At 31.0% G+C, this 13,324-nt stretch carries 12 protein-coding genes and 1 tRNA gene; 7 read left to right on the forward strand and 6 right to left on the reverse strand.

All coding sequences use genetic code 11. The annotated features are described in order from the left end of the window. The first annotated feature begins 18 nt into the window (after positions 1-18). Positions 19-1,725, forward strand: coding sequence for a M14 family zinc carboxypeptidase (locus ACQ65T_RS09730; protein WP_430400886.1), 1,707 nt, complete (start codon positions 19-21; stop codon positions 1,723-1,725). Positions 1,726-1,753: 28 nt separating this feature from the next. On the opposite strand, the gene ACQ65T_RS09735 is transcribed toward ACQ65T_RS09730, so the two are convergent. Beyond that, a complete protein-coding gene (locus tag ACQ65T_RS09735; RefSeq protein WP_430400887.1) occupies positions 1,754-2,347 on the reverse strand; it encodes an NUDIX hydrolase in 594 nt (197 codons plus the stop codon). Positions 2,348-2,354: 7 nt separating this feature from the next. Here ACQ65T_RS09735 and pyrE point away from each other — a divergent pair, with 7 nt between their 5' ends. The 3 genes from pyrE to ACQ65T_RS09750 all read left to right on the forward strand — a co-directional run bounded on the left by pyrE (position 2,355) and on the right by ACQ65T_RS09750 (position 4,226). Continuing rightward, positions 2,355-3,005, forward strand: coding sequence for an orotate phosphoribosyltransferase (gene pyrE / locus ACQ65T_RS09740; RefSeq protein ID WP_430400888.1), 651 nt, complete (start codon positions 2,355-2,357; stop codon positions 3,003-3,005). Positions 3,006-3,016: 11 nt separating this feature from the next. Beyond that, positions 3,017-3,409 carry an SRPBCC family protein gene (locus tag ACQ65T_RS09745; RefSeq protein ID WP_430400889.1) on the forward strand — a complete coding sequence of 131 codons (393 nt, stop codon included), beginning with the start codon at positions 3,017-3,019 and terminating at the stop codon, positions 3,407-3,409. Between the two features lie 82 nt (positions 3,410-3,491). Next, positions 3,492-4,226 carry a sulfite exporter TauE/SafE family protein gene (locus ACQ65T_RS09750; protein ID WP_430400890.1) on the forward strand — a complete coding sequence of 245 codons (735 nt, stop codon included), beginning with the start codon at positions 3,492-3,494 and terminating at the stop codon, positions 4,224-4,226. Between the two features lie 39 nt (positions 4,227-4,265). Here the strand turns inward: ACQ65T_RS09750 and ACQ65T_RS09755 are convergent. From ACQ65T_RS09755 to ACQ65T_RS09770, 4 genes are all read right to left on the reverse strand, one after another. Next, positions 4,266-4,341: transfer RNA gene (locus tag ACQ65T_RS09755), tRNA-His, on the reverse strand. Positions 4,342-4,405: 64 nt separating this feature from the next. After that, a complete protein-coding gene (bshB1, locus tag ACQ65T_RS09760; protein ID WP_430400891.1) occupies positions 4,406-5,122 on the reverse strand; it encodes a bacillithiol biosynthesis deacetylase BshB1 in 717 nt (238 codons plus the stop codon). Positions 5,123-5,127: 5 nt separating this feature from the next. Further along, entirely contained in the window at positions 5,128-6,195 is a 1,068-nt protein-coding gene (locus ACQ65T_RS09765; RefSeq protein WP_430400892.1) for an isochorismate synthase, read from the reverse strand. After that, positions 6,188-6,616: a PaaI family thioesterase gene (locus ACQ65T_RS09770; protein ID WP_430400893.1), complete on the reverse strand. Its 429-nt coding sequence runs from the start codon at positions 6,614-6,616 to the stop codon at positions 6,188-6,190. Before ACQ65T_RS09770 ends, ACQ65T_RS09765 begins: the two co-directional genes overlap by 8 nt. A gap of 114 nt (positions 6,617-6,730) precedes the next feature. Between ACQ65T_RS09770 and ACQ65T_RS09775 the strand changes: the two genes are divergently transcribed. The 3 genes from ACQ65T_RS09775 to purL all read left to right on the forward strand — a co-directional run bounded on the left by ACQ65T_RS09775 (position 6,731) and on the right by purL (position 12,716). Then, positions 6,731-8,251 (forward strand): hypothetical protein, encoded by a 1,521-nt coding sequence (locus ACQ65T_RS09775; protein ID WP_430400894.1) that lies wholly within the window; start codon positions 6,731-6,733, stop codon positions 8,249-8,251. Between the two features lie 21 nt (positions 8,252-8,272). Continuing rightward, positions 8,273-8,908, forward strand: a complete 636-nt coding sequence (locus tag ACQ65T_RS09780) for a DUF1579 domain-containing protein (protein WP_430400895.1) — start codon at positions 8,273-8,275, stop codon at positions 8,906-8,908. Positions 8,909-9,038: 130 nt separating this feature from the next. Continuing rightward, positions 9,039-12,716 carry a phosphoribosylformylglycinamidine synthase gene (gene purL, locus ACQ65T_RS09785; RefSeq protein WP_430400896.1) on the forward strand — a complete coding sequence of 1,226 codons (3,678 nt, stop codon included), beginning with the start codon at positions 9,039-9,041 and terminating at the stop codon, positions 12,714-12,716. Positions 12,717-12,751: 35 nt separating this feature from the next. On the opposite strand, the gene ACQ65T_RS09790 is transcribed toward purL, so the two are convergent. Then, the gene (locus ACQ65T_RS09790; protein ID WP_430400897.1) at positions 12,752-13,324 is read right to left on the reverse strand and encodes a dual specificity protein phosphatase family protein; all 573 of its coding nucleotides are present in this window, start codon (positions 13,322-13,324) and stop codon (positions 12,752-12,754) included.

Consider the following 13,324-nt stretch of genomic DNA (forward strand, 5'->3'; position numbering starts at 1 on the left):
TAATTGAATTTAGCTACAATGAAAAAATTATTATTCCTTCTGTTGATCTCATCGTTAACTTTTTCACAAGATTTAAAAACACCATACGAAAAAGGAAACAGCAATCAATCTACTACTTATGACGAATGTATTGCGTATTACAAAAATTTAGATGCACAATTTGAAACCATTTCGATGAAAGAAATGGGCTTGACCGATAGCGGTGAACCTTTGCATATTATAACTTTTTCAGAAAATAAAAATTTCGATTATACGCAAAATAAAGCTGTAATTCTTGTTAATAACGGAATTCATCCCGGTGAACCAGACGGAATTGATGCAAGTATGATGCTTTTGCGCGATTTAGCCACTTCAAAAATAAAAGTGCCAAAAAATACTATAATTGTAGTGATTCCGGTTTATAATATTGGAGGGAGTTTGAATAGAAATTCATTTTCAAGAGCCAATCAAAACGGACCTGAAGCGTACGGATTTAGAGGAAATGCTCGTAATTTTGATTTGAATAGAGACTTTATAAAGTCCGATTCGAAAAATTCAAGAAGTTTTCAAGAAATATACCATTTGGTCAATCCAGATATGTTTATTGACAATCACGTTTCTAACGGAGCCGATTATCAATATACATTTACATGCATTGCAACACAACATCAACGTTTGGGTGGGGATTTAGGAACCTTTTATAAAGAAGAAATGCATCCTGCAATAATGCAAGATTTAAAAAAGAAAAAAATTGAAAGTGTTCCTTATGTTAACATTCACGGAGATAAACCAGATGATGGTTTTGCGCAATTTATGGATTCGCCTCGTTATGCAACGGGTTACACTACTCTATTTAATTCTTTGGGTTCTGTTCCCGAAACGCACATGCTAAAACCCTATAAAGATAGAGTTCATGTTACCTATGAATATATGGTAAGTACTCTAAATTATGTGAATGCTAATTATTTAAAAATTAAAGCATTAAAAACTAAAAATTTAGAGAATTATAAAGTCGGAATGAATTATCCATTACAATGGGAAATTGATTCTTCTAAAGTATCATACATTGATTTTAAAGGATTTAAAGGAAATTATAAACCAAGTGATGTTTCAGGAAAAGATCGTTTGTATTACGACAGAAAACAGCCTTTTACAAAACAAATTCCGTTTTACAATGATTATAAAGCTACTAAAGAAGTTGTGATTCCTAATTTTTATGTGGTTCCAAAATCGCAATGGCCAATTATTGATTTATTAAAATTGAATGGAATTGAAATGCAACCGTTAGCAAAAGATACAGAAATTGAAGTAGAAAGTTATAAAATAGCTTCTTATGAAACTTCAAAATCGTCATACGAAGGACATTACGGACATTATAATACAGTTGTTACAAAATCTACAGAAAAAGTACAGTTTAGAAAAGGCGATTTAATGATAAATACGCAACAAGCTGGTGTAAAATATTTAATGGAAACATTAGAGCCAGAAGCTGTTGATAGTTATTTTAATTGGAATTTCTTTGACCCTATTTTGCAACAAAAAGAATATTTTTCAGCTTATGTTTTTGAAGATTTGGCTAAAGAAATTTTAGATAAAAATCCAAAATTAAAAGCTGAATTTGAAGCTAAAAAGAAATCAGATAATAGCTTTGCAGAAAACGGTGCTTGGCAATTGGATTGGGTTTATAAGCATTCACCTTATTACGAAAAAGCACATTTGCAATATCCTGTTTATAGAATTAAATAAAAAAAGCCCTGCATTGCAGGGCTTTTTTTTAATTAAAATCTTCAAACAACAACTTTATATTTTCATAAGAGTTTTCTAAAACTTTAGATATGTCTTTTGGATGAATCCATTCTACTCTCTCTATTCCTTCTTCAACTTGTCCTTCAGGAGTTCCTTCAAAAGTAGATTGCATTTCATACCAATAGGTTTGCTTTAATTTATAACGACCGTTACGTTTAAAAATGTGATATGTTTTCTGTAACTTTTTAGAAATTGATAATCCTGAAACTCCCGTTTCTTCTTCTACTTCACGCATGGCGGTTTCTTCCATAGTTTCATTTTTTTCGGTTCCACCTTTAGGTAAATCCCATTTTCCGTTTCTGTATATAAATAGTATTTCGCCTTTTGTATTATATACTAATCCTCCACCAGCTTTAACCACCGGAATTTTAGCTTTCAAAGTCTTCATAATCAGCTTTTCATCAGGATGATATAAAAAAGCACTCTGAATTTTATTCTGATACATTTTCACAATCAACTTCTTAATATCGATACTTTCAAGCAAGAAAATTTGAAAATCAGTTTCCTTCTGAACTTCATTTGTCAAAAAAAGTGACCTATCGTTTACAAAAACTTTATACATTTGCAATATGGTTTTTAACAACAACACAGCAGAACAAACAGCCGAATTGCTTTTACAAATAAACGCAATTAAATTAAATCCAAAAAATCCTTTTACTTGGGCTTCGGGCTGGAAATCACCAATTTATTGTGATAATCGTATAATTCTCTCATTTCCAGAGGTTAGAAATTATATTAGAGAAGAATTTTCTAAAAATATTGAAGAAAAATTTGGAACTCCAGATGTAATTGCTGGTGTTGCAACAGGTGCAATTGGAATTGGTATACTTGTTGCAGAAGCAATGGGGCTACCATTTGTATATGTTAGACCTGAAGCAAAAAAGCACGGAAGACAAAATCAGGTGGAAGGTTTTTTACAAAAAGGCCAATCAGTAGTTGTGGTTGAAGACTTAATTAGTACTGGAGGAAGTAGTCTTCAAGCAGTTGAAGCATTAAGAAATGAAGGAGCTGTTGTAAAAGGAATGGCAGCAATTTTTACATATGGGTTTGATGTTTCAGTTGAAAAAATTAAAGAAGCAAACTTAGATGTTTATACTTTAAGTAATTATGACAATTTATTAAAACAAGCTGTACATAAACAATATATAAATGATACTGAATTTGATGCTTTAAAAGAATGGCGTTTAAGTCCGTCAACTTGGAATGTAGAAATAAAATAAAAAATAAGAATATGAATTTAGAAAGCCCAAAAGTAACTATAGAAAAGTCAGCAGAATATTTATTTAATGCTTTAACTGATGTAAAAAGCTTTGAAAAATTAATGCCTGATAATATTGCAAAGTTTGAAGTAATTGATGATAATTGCTTTGAATTTGGTTTAAAAGGAATGCCTGAAATCAAATTGGTAAAAAAAGAAGCTACTCCGCATTCAAAAATTGTTTTAGGTGCTGCATCGAGTAAATTACCATTTACATTAACGGCTAATTTAACAACTTTAGATACTGAAAAAACTGAAGTTCAACTTGATTTTGAAGGTGAGTTTAATCCAATGATGGCCATGATGATTAAAGGACCAATTGGAAAGTTTATTGAAACATTAGTAAACAATATGAATAAATTATAAAATCAGGATTATTGATTTATAGAATGAACTCCTATTATTTATATAGGAGTTTTTTTATGTATATATTTGAAAAAACTAAAACATGTTTCAAAAAATTAGTTTATTCTTTTTGTTATTGGCAATGATAGCTGAAATTGCAGGAACCATAGGTGGTTTTGGTTCTTCTGTATTTTTTGTTCCTATAGCTAGTTTTTTCTTTGATTTTCAATCTGTTTTAGGTTTAACTGCAATTTTTCACATATCAAGTAATATTAGTAAAATAGCACTTTTTAGAAAAGGTTTAGATAAAAAATTACTTTTAAACATTGGCGTTCCTTCTGTATTGTTTGTAATTATTGGCGGCTTTTTATCAAACTATTTAAAAACGTACATTCTTGAAGCCTTGTTAGGAATTTTCCTTACAGCATTTAGTTTACTTTTTTTAATCAAGAAAAAATTAATTGTTAAGCCGGAACTCAAAGAATCAATTATAGGAGGATCTCTTTCTGGTTTTACTGCAGGATTATTAGGAACTGGTGGAGCAATAAGAGGAATTACAATGGCTGCTTTTAATCTAGAAAAAAGTGTCTTTATTGCTACATCTGCAGCAATAGATTTTTCAATTGACTTTACAAGAACAATCGTTTATTTTAAAAACGGATATATTCATGAACATGATTTAATTTATGTGCCTTTCCTGTTTGTTATTGGTTTAGTAGGAACATATATTGGAAAATATATTTTAAAATTTATACCTCAAGAAAAATTTAAGCAAATCTCATTATTACTAATTTTATTCATTGGAATTGTAATGCTAATCCAAACTATAATAAAATAAAAAAAGCGCTGAATAAATTCAGCGCTTTTGCGTTATTTAGGGTGAATGACCGGGTTCGAACCGGCGACCCTCGGTACCACAAACCGATGCTCTAACCAGCTGAGCTACAATCACCATTTGTTTAACGGGTGCAAATATATGGCAAAACTTTTGTTGATGCAAACAAAAAATAAAAAAAATTACTTCAAATTATCTAAACTGTTGACTGCCAAATATCTTTCTACAGTAAAGCCTTCTGCAAAATCTACTCCGACTATTCTACCTAGATCTTGTGCGCGATAAGTAATAGAATCTAAGAAGTTTTTTGAAGTTATTGGCGTTATTGGTTCTTTAGAATTTGAATCGTAAAACTGTGAACCATATGCTAAAACAGAATTCATCTTTTTATCCATAAAGCCTGTTATATCAACAACAAAATCAGGTTCAATGTTTTTCCATTGAATATAATGATAAACATGTTTTGGCCTCCAAGCTTCTTGTTTTAAACCATCAACTTCTGTTTCAATTTTAGTTAAACCTGACAAAAAACAGGCATCACTAACCAACTTACTCCCTTTTCCATGATCAATATGTCGGTCATCGATAGCATTACATAAAACTATTTCAGGCTTATATTTACGAATTATTTTAATAATTTCAAGTTGATGCTTTTCATCATTTATAAAAAAACCATCTCTAAACTGTAAGTTTTCACGAATAGAAACCCCTAAAATTTCGGCTGCTTTTCTTGCTTCAACATCTCTAATCTCTTTAGTTCCTCTAGTTCCAAGTTCTCCTCTCGTTAAATCAATGATACCAACTTTTTTTCCTAAAGAAATTTCTTTTGCAATTGTTCCTGATGCTCCTAATTCAACATCGTCTGGATGTGCGCCAAAAGCTAAAATATCTAATTTCATACGAATTACTTGTTTAAAATACTTTTCATCGTTACCGATTTATTTTTTGTTTCTATGAACTCTTGTTCTGGATTACTATCTTTTGTAATTCCGCAACCTACATAAATATCAGCGGTTTTATCTTCTATTTCCATACATCTCAAATTTACAAATAAATCAGAAAACAATGGTTGATTTGATTCAAAACAAAAATTTAATTCGCCAAGAAACCCTGCATAATACTTACGACTATAATTCTCATTCTTAATGATAAAGTCTTTGGAAGTTTCTTTTGGGAGTCCACAAACTGCTGGTGTTGGATGCATTTTTTTTACAATTAACTCTAAATCATCTAATGATTTTAAAGTAGCTGCAATATCCGTTTTAATATGTTGAATATTTCCAGCTGTAACCGTGTAAGGCTTTGAAACGTTTATTGAATTTGTATATTCTTTGATATTTGATACTATAAAATCGGTTACATATTGCTGTTCATTTACCTCTTTTCCTCCCCAAATTTCGTTTTGGTTAACTAATCTTGTTCCGGCAAGTGCAACTGTTTTTAACGTATTATTTTCTGTTTTAAGAAATTGTTCTGGTGTTGCTCCTATCCATAATCCTATTTTTGGATGAAAGAAACAATACTTAAATGCAGATTTGTAAACTGAAAGCATTTTTTTGAATGTTAATTCAATATCAAATGAATTAATTGAAATAGATTCTTTTCTAGAAACCACAATTTTTTCAGTTAAACCTGAATTTATGTTTTGAATTGCTTTTTCTACTAATTCTTCAAATTGCCGTTTTTGATTAAAATTATCGTCGTTAAATATATTTGAAATAAAATCTAAATTTATAACTTCAAAGTTATTTTCCTCGATAATTACTTCAGAAAAATCTTTAGGAATATAACATGTAAAACCCTCATCAAATGGGACAAAAGCAAACCCTTTTGATTGAAAATCATTTAAAGAGTAAAGTTGATCATTCATTTGAAAAAGTCCAACAGTCTTATCCGAATTTGGCTTTGAATAAATTACAAAAGGTAAATTTTGCGATTTTTGTTGATTTATTTTCTCAAATAAATTAGTCATTCACTTTTCTTTTTGGCAATACCATATTGGTTAACTTACATAAAGATATTAATTGGTCATTTTCATCAACAATTCTAATTTCCCATAAATGCAAACTTCTACCTTTATGTAATATTTTAGCAGTCGCAAAAACGGTTCCTGCTCTTTTACTTTTTAAATGATTAGCGCTTATTTCAATTCCTCTCACTTCAAATTTTTCTGGATCCAAAAAAAGCATCGTTGCAGAACTTCCAACACTTTCAGCTAAGGCTACAGATGCCCCACCATGTAACAAGCCCATTGGTTGATGTACTCTTGAATCAACTGGCATTTTAGCAGTTAAAAAATCTTCTCCTACATCTATAAATTCAATCGATAAAGTCTCCATTAGTGTGTTTTTACACCAATCGTTAAAAAATTTTAAAGTTTTAATCTTATCCATTTCTCCAATTTTAAGCAAAAATACAAATTTCAAAACGTTTTTTAGCTATACTAAAAACTCTTATCTTAGCGTTATTATTTCAAAAAATAGTACATTTACGAAAAGATTTAATACATGAGAAGATACCTTTTATTATGTTCAATAGTTATATTAACCATATGTTCTTGCCGTTCAGATTTTGATTTTGAACCAAGTACAGGTAATTTACGCTTCTCTAAAGACACTGTTTATTTAGATACAGTATTTACAAATATTGGTTCTTCAACTTATACTTTAAAAGTTTATAACCGAAGTAATAGAAATATTTCGATTCCAAATATTCAACTAGGAGAAGGAAATAATTCTAAATACCGTTTAATGGTTGACGGAATGCCAGGTAGGGTTTTTAATAATGTTGAATTACTTGCGAGAGACAGTATGTTTATTTTTATTGAAACCACTATCAATTATGATGATTATGCAAATTCAGAAACTACATTCTTATATACAGACCATATTGAATTTGGAACAAATAGTGATTTTCAAAAAGTAGAATTGGTTACATTAGTTCAAGATGCAGTCTTTTTATACCCGAAAAAATTCAGTGATGGAACAACTGAAACATTACCAATTGGTTCTGATGAAATTTATGGTTTTTATTTAGATCCAGCCGATCCAATGAATGGTGATGAACTGCATTGGACAAACACAAAACCTTATGTTATTTATGGTTATGCTGCTGTTCCCCCTACAAACACACTAGTTGTTGATGCAGGAGTTAGAGCTCATTTTCATGCTGAATCTGGGATAATAGTTGCTAATACAGCTTCTTTACAAGTAAATGGTACAACTTCACTAACTGAAGATTTAGAAAATGAAGTTATTTTTGAAAGTGATCGATTAGAACCTTTATATAGTGACGTTCCTGGTCAATGGGGAACTGTTTGGTTTACTCAAGGAAGTACAAATAATTCAATTACTAATTTGACACTAAAGAATGCAACAGTTGGAATGTTAGTTTCAGGAAATGATGGTAATAGTACTCCAACTTTAGATCTAACTAATGTTCAAATTTATAATTGTAGTAATGTGGGATTACTTGCTAGAACTGGAAACATCGTTGGAAGAAATGTTGTCATAAATAATTGTGGTGAAACAAGTTTATCTTGTTCATTTGGAGGCTCTTATGAATTTACACATTGTACATTTGCAAACTATTGGCCAAAACCTAATCAAACATCCGTTTTGATTGATGATTTTGATGGAAGTGCAACTTATGCTTTAACAAAAGCCGATTTTAGAAATTGTATCATTTTTGGTTCACCAAATTTAGCTATTTCATTAAATAAAGAAGGAACAACTTTTAATTACCAATTCGATCATTGTTTAATTAAATTTGCTGATTTTAGCAACCAGTTTACAACACACCCTGAGTATCAATTTACTGGAACAAAATATGCAAATTGTATAATCTCAAGAAGCTCTACAAACAATATTCCTAACTTTAAAAACACTGATGTAAATGAGTTAATTATTGGTTCCGCTTCTGCAGCAAAAGGAACTGCTAATTTTACTTATTCAACATTCAATGATATTTTAGGAAACAGTAGAACAAATCCATCTGATATAGGAGCGTATAATTTTATTACTTTTTAACTAACCTTAAATCAAAATCTTATGAAAAAATTAATTCTATCAGTACTTGTAGTTTCAATGAGTATAATTTCTTGTAAAAAAGTAGAAATAAAAACGGAAATTGAAGAAACCCCAGAAGCTAAAACAGAAGCAGCAGAAATTGTTCTTGATTCAGCTGCTATGGCAAAAGCTTGGGCAGATTATGCAACTCCATCAAAAGCACATGAAATGCTTGCAAAAGACACAGGTGTTTGGGATGCCGACATGACTTTTTGGATGCCAGATAATCCTGAAGCACAAAAAGCGAAATCAAAAGCAGAATACAAAATGATATTAGGCGGATTATACCAAGAAGGTAAATATTCTGGAGATATCTTTGGAATGCAATTTGAAGGAAAAGGTTTGATGGCTTTTGATAATGAAACGGAAGAATATATTTCAACATGGGTTGATAATATGGGAACTGGAATTATGGTTACAAGAGGTAAATATGATGAAGCTTCTAAATCTATTATTTTATTTGGTGATCAAGTAGTACCAGGAACAGGAAAATCAAAAAAAGTAAAAGAAGTTATTACTTACATGGATGAGAATAACCAAAAAATGGAAATGTTTGATATTTTAGAAGACGAGAAAGAGATAAAAACAATGGAAATAGTTTCTAAACGAGTAAAGTAATTAACTAAAAAACTGTCATTTGTTAATGACAGTTTTTTTTTTGTTATTAAGTTTCGTTACTTTTTTTTGAACTACCGTTTTTTTAGAATAAATTTGCATTTTAAAAACAACACACAAACAAAACTATACAATGATTCATTTCTTCGGGAACAAAACCAACAAGGTTTTTGCAGTTCAGTCGCAAAACGAATTTTCAACAGAAGACATTAACAAATTAAATTGGTTATTTAATAGTACTTCTGACAGCAAATACACTATCACCAATAATAAACAGGCATCAATCGATGCTTTTTTTGTTGGACCACGTGCTGCAATGGTTACTCCTTGGAGTACAAATGCTGTTGAAATTACTCAAAATATGGGTATAATTGGAATCATCAGAATCGAAGAATTTGAAACTTGTGTTTCTGATTTTAAAGATTTCGATCCAATGATTTCTGAAAAATTTACTGCATTAAATCAAACCATGTTTACGATTAATGTGCAACCAGAAGCAATTTTGGAAATTGATGATATTGCTGCTTATAACAAATCAGAAGGTTTAGCATTAAACGAAGAAGAAGAAGAATATTTAAATAATTTGGCTACCAAATTAGGAAGAAAATTAACCGATTCTGAAATATTTGCTTTCTCACAGGCTAATTCAGAACATTGCCGTCATAAAATCTTCAACGGAACATTTATAATTGATGGAGAAGAAATGCCAACTTCTTTATTCAAGTTAATCAGAAAAACATCTGAATCAAATCCGAATGATATTGTTTCAGCTTATAAAGATAATGTTGCTTTTGTAAAAGGACCAAGAGTAGAACAATTTGCTCCTAAAAGCGCTGACAAACCCGATTTTTATGAAAAGAAAGAATTTGATTCTGTAATTTCATTAAAAGCTGAAACACATAATTTCCCTACAACTGTTGAACCCTTTAATGGAGCTGCAACAGGTTCAGGAGGTGAAATTAGAGATCGTTTAGCTGGAGGACAAGGTTCTTTACCTTTAGCAGGAACTGCTGTTTACATGACTTCATATTCGCGTTTAGAAGAAAATAAGCCATGGGAAAACGGAATGGAGGAACGTAAATGGTTATACCAAACTCCAATGGATATCTTAATTAAAGCTTCTAATGGAGCTTCCGATTTTGGTAATAAATTTGGTCAACCTTTAATTACGGGTTCTATTCTTACGTTTGAACATGAAGAAGATGCTCGTAAACTTGGTTTCGATAAAGTTATCATGCAAGCAGGTGGAATAGGTTACGGAAAATTAGATCAAGCAATTAAGAAAAAACCACAAGAAGGAGACAAAATTGTAATTCTTGGTGGAGAAAATTATAGAATTGGAATGGGCGGTGCTGCAGTTTCTTCTGCAGATACTGGTGAATTTAGTTCAGGAATTGAATTAAATGCTATTCAACGTTCTAATCCAGAAATGCAAAAACGTGCTGCTAATGCTATTCGTGGTTTAGTAGAAAGCGATAATAATCCTATTGTTTCTATTCACGATCATGGTGCTGGTGGACATTTAAATTGTTTAACAGAACTTGTTGAAGAAACAGGTGGATTAATAGATTTAGACAAATTACCGGTTGGAGACCCTACGCTATCAGCAAAAGAAATAATTGGTAACGAATCGCAAGAAAGAATGGGATTGGTTATTGGTAAAAAAGATATTGACACATTACAACGAATTGCTGACAGGGAACGTTCACCTATGTATGAAGTTGGTGATGTTACTAACGATCATCGTTTTGCTTTTGAATCAAAAACTACTGGTGCAAAACCAATGGATTATGCTTTAGAAGACTTTTTCGGCAGTTCTCCAAAAACAATAATGACAGATTCTTCAATTCAAAGAAAATATTCTGACTTTGAATACGATAAAAAAAATATTTCAACTTATTTAGAACAAGTACTACAATTAGAAGCAGTAGCTTGTAAAGATTGGTTGACTAATAAAGTAGACAGATGCGTTGGTGGTAAAGTTGCCAAACAACAATGCGCAGGTCCATTACAATTGCCTTTAAATAATGTTGGTGTTATGGCACTAGATTTTAATGGTAAAGAAGGTATAGCAACTTCAATTGGCCACTCGCCTATCGCAGCTTTAGTTGATCCCGTTGCAGGAAGTAAAACTGCAATAGCAGAAGCTTTATCTAATATTATTTGGGCACCAATTAAAGATAATTTAAAAGGTATTTCACTTTCAGCGAACTGGATGTGGGCTTGTAAAAACGAAGGTGAAGATGCTCGTTTATATCAAGCAGTTAAAGGTTGTTCTGATTTTGCTTTAGAATTAGGCATCAATATTCCAACAGGAAAAGATTCGCTTTCAATGAAGCAAAAATATCCAAATGATGAAGTTATTGCGCCAGGAACGGTTATTATTTCTGCTGCTGGAAACTGTACTAATATCACTAAGGTTGTTGAACCTGTTTTACAAAAAGATGGTGGTTCAATTTATTATATTAATTTATCTCAAGATGAGTTTAAATTAGGTGGTTCTTCATTTGCTCAAACATTAAATAAAATTGGAAACGAAGTTCCAACTATAAAAGATGCTGCATTCTTTAAAAATGCATTCAACACGATTCAGGAATTGATTAAAGACCGTCAAATTATTGCTGGTCACGATATAGGAAGTGGTGGATTAATTACTACTTTATTAGAAATGTGTTTTGCAGATGTTAATTTAGGTGCTAAAATTGATTTTTCTGTATTTGAAGAAAAAGATATTATTAAATATCTATTTGCAGAAAATATTGGAATTGTTTTCCAAGCTAAAGAAGATGCTGTTCTAGAAAACAAATTAAAAGAGAATAATGTTTCGTTTTATAAATTAGGAACCGTTACAACCGATGAAAGACTAGAATTTGGTCCTTGCGGATTAGATATTCCAAAATACAGAGACATTTGGTTTAAAACTTCATACTTGTTAGATACTAAACAATCTAAAAACGGAACAGCAAAAGAACGTTATGATAATTATAAAAACCAAGCATTAAGTTATACTTTTCCAACACATTTTACAGGAAAAGCACCAGTTATTGATGCTACAAAACCAAGACCAAAAGCAGCGATAATTCGTGAAAAAGGAAGTAATTCTGAACGTGAAATGGCAAACGCAATGTATTTAGCAGGTTTTGATGTGAAAGACGTACACATGACTGACTTGATTTCGGGTCGTGAAACATTAGAGGACATTCAATTTATTGGAGCTGTTGGTGGATTCTCAAATTCAGATGTACTAGGTTCTGCTAAAGGTTGGGCTGGGGCATTTTTATATAACGAAAAAGCAAATACAGCTTTAAAGAATTTCTTTAAAAGAGAAGATACACTTTCTGTTGGAATTTGTAACGGTTGTCAGCTTTGGATGGAATTAGAATTAATTAATCCAGAGCATGAAGTACATGGAAAAATGTTGCATAACAATTCAAACAAGCACGAAAGCATTTTTACATCAGTAACGGTTCAAAAAAACAATTCAGTGATGCTTTCTACTTTAGAAGGAGCAACGTTAGGAGTTTGGGTTTCTCATGGTGAAGGAAAGTTTAATTTACCTTACAGTGAAGATAAGTATAACATTGTAGGTAAATATGCTTATGAAGATTATCCAGCTAATCCAAATGGTTCAGATTATAACACTGCAATGATGTGTGACACTACTGGAAGACATTTGGTTATGATGCCGCATATTGAACGTTCTACTTTCCCTTGGAACTGGGCACATTATCCAGATAGAGGACAAAAAGACGAAGTTTCTCCATGGCATGAAGCGTTTGTTAATGCTAAAAATTGGATTGATAAAAAATAAATCTAAAAAAGGCTTCCAAAATTGGAAGCCTTTTTTTATTTTAAAGTATCTTTTCTTTTAGTATAGGTATGTAAGTAATTTCCTTTTGGCTTACCAATATCAAACGAACTAAATTTAGTTAAAAAACGAGTGCTTGTTCGAGCTTTGTCGTTTTCCCAACCTTCGTATTCAATTCTATAAATTGCAGAATACATTTCCGCTCTTCCAACTCCGTGGTAGCAATGAATTAAAACTGGATAGTTATCAGGATTGTCCATAATTTTAAAAAACATATCTAAATTATGTTGTTGAGGAACTTGATCTGAACCATTATTAAAGTAATTTACTCCCTCAATTTTTTCTACTGCTACTTTTTCAGCAATAAGTTCTTCAGGAATTTCAGGATTATTTATATCATCTCCTGTTCCTGGAAATCTTAAATCAATAATACTTTTAATTTTGTATTGACTTACATAATCAGCAATTTGATCTGGTGGAATCACACCACTTTTATAAACTTTTCCTTCAGTAATTGTCTCAAAATTATGATTAATATGCATATCATACACATACTTTAATCCAAACAAAGACAATAAAACAAATACTAAAAATAAAATTTTCTTTTTCAT

Source organism: Flavobacterium sp. (assembly GCF_965284515.1).
Taxonomy (GTDB): Bacteria; Bacteroidota; Bacteroidia; order Flavobacteriales; family Flavobacteriaceae; genus Flavobacterium.

Bases quoted from the DNA above. Each gene is read 5' to 3' on its own strand.
- ACQ65T_RS09790 (WP_430400897.1), bottom strand. From the start codon at position 13,324: ATGAAAAAGAAAATTTTATTTTTAGTATTTGTTTTATTGTCTTTGTTT.
- ACQ65T_RS09750 (WP_430400890.1), top strand. From the start codon at position 3,492: ATGTTTCAAAAAATTAGTTTATTCTTTTTGTTATTGGCAATGATAGCT.
- ACQ65T_RS09770 (WP_430400893.1), bottom strand. From the start codon at position 6,616: ATGGATAAGATTAAAACTTTAAAATTTTTTAACGATTGGTGTAAAAAC.
- purL (WP_430400896.1), top strand. From the start codon at position 9,039: ATGATTCATTTCTTCGGGAACAAAACCAACAAGGTTTTTGCAGTTCAG.
- ACQ65T_RS09775 (WP_430400894.1), top strand. From the start codon at position 6,731: ATGAGAAGATACCTTTTATTATGTTCAATAGTTATATTAACCATATGT.
- ACQ65T_RS09765 (WP_430400892.1), bottom strand. From the start codon at position 6,195: ATGACTAATTTATTTGAGAAAATAAATCAACAAAAATCGCAAAATTTA.
- ACQ65T_RS09745 (WP_430400889.1), top strand. From the start codon at position 3,017: ATGAATTTAGAAAGCCCAAAAGTAACTATAGAAAAGTCAGCAGAATAT.
- ACQ65T_RS09735 (WP_430400887.1), bottom strand. From the start codon at position 2,347: ATGTATAAAGTTTTTGTAAACGATAGGTCACTTTTTTTGACAAATGAA.
- bshB1 (WP_430400891.1), bottom strand. From the start codon at position 5,122: ATGAAATTAGATATTTTAGCTTTTGGCGCACATCCAGACGATGTTGAA.
- ACQ65T_RS09780 (WP_430400895.1), top strand. From the start codon at position 8,273: ATGAAAAAATTAATTCTATCAGTACTTGTAGTTTCAATGAGTATAATT.
- ACQ65T_RS09730 (WP_430400886.1), top strand. From the start codon at position 19: ATGAAAAAATTATTATTCCTTCTGTTGATCTCATCGTTAACTTTTTCA.
- pyrE (WP_430400888.1), top strand. From the start codon at position 2,355: ATGGTTTTTAACAACAACACAGCAGAACAAACAGCCGAATTGCTTTTA.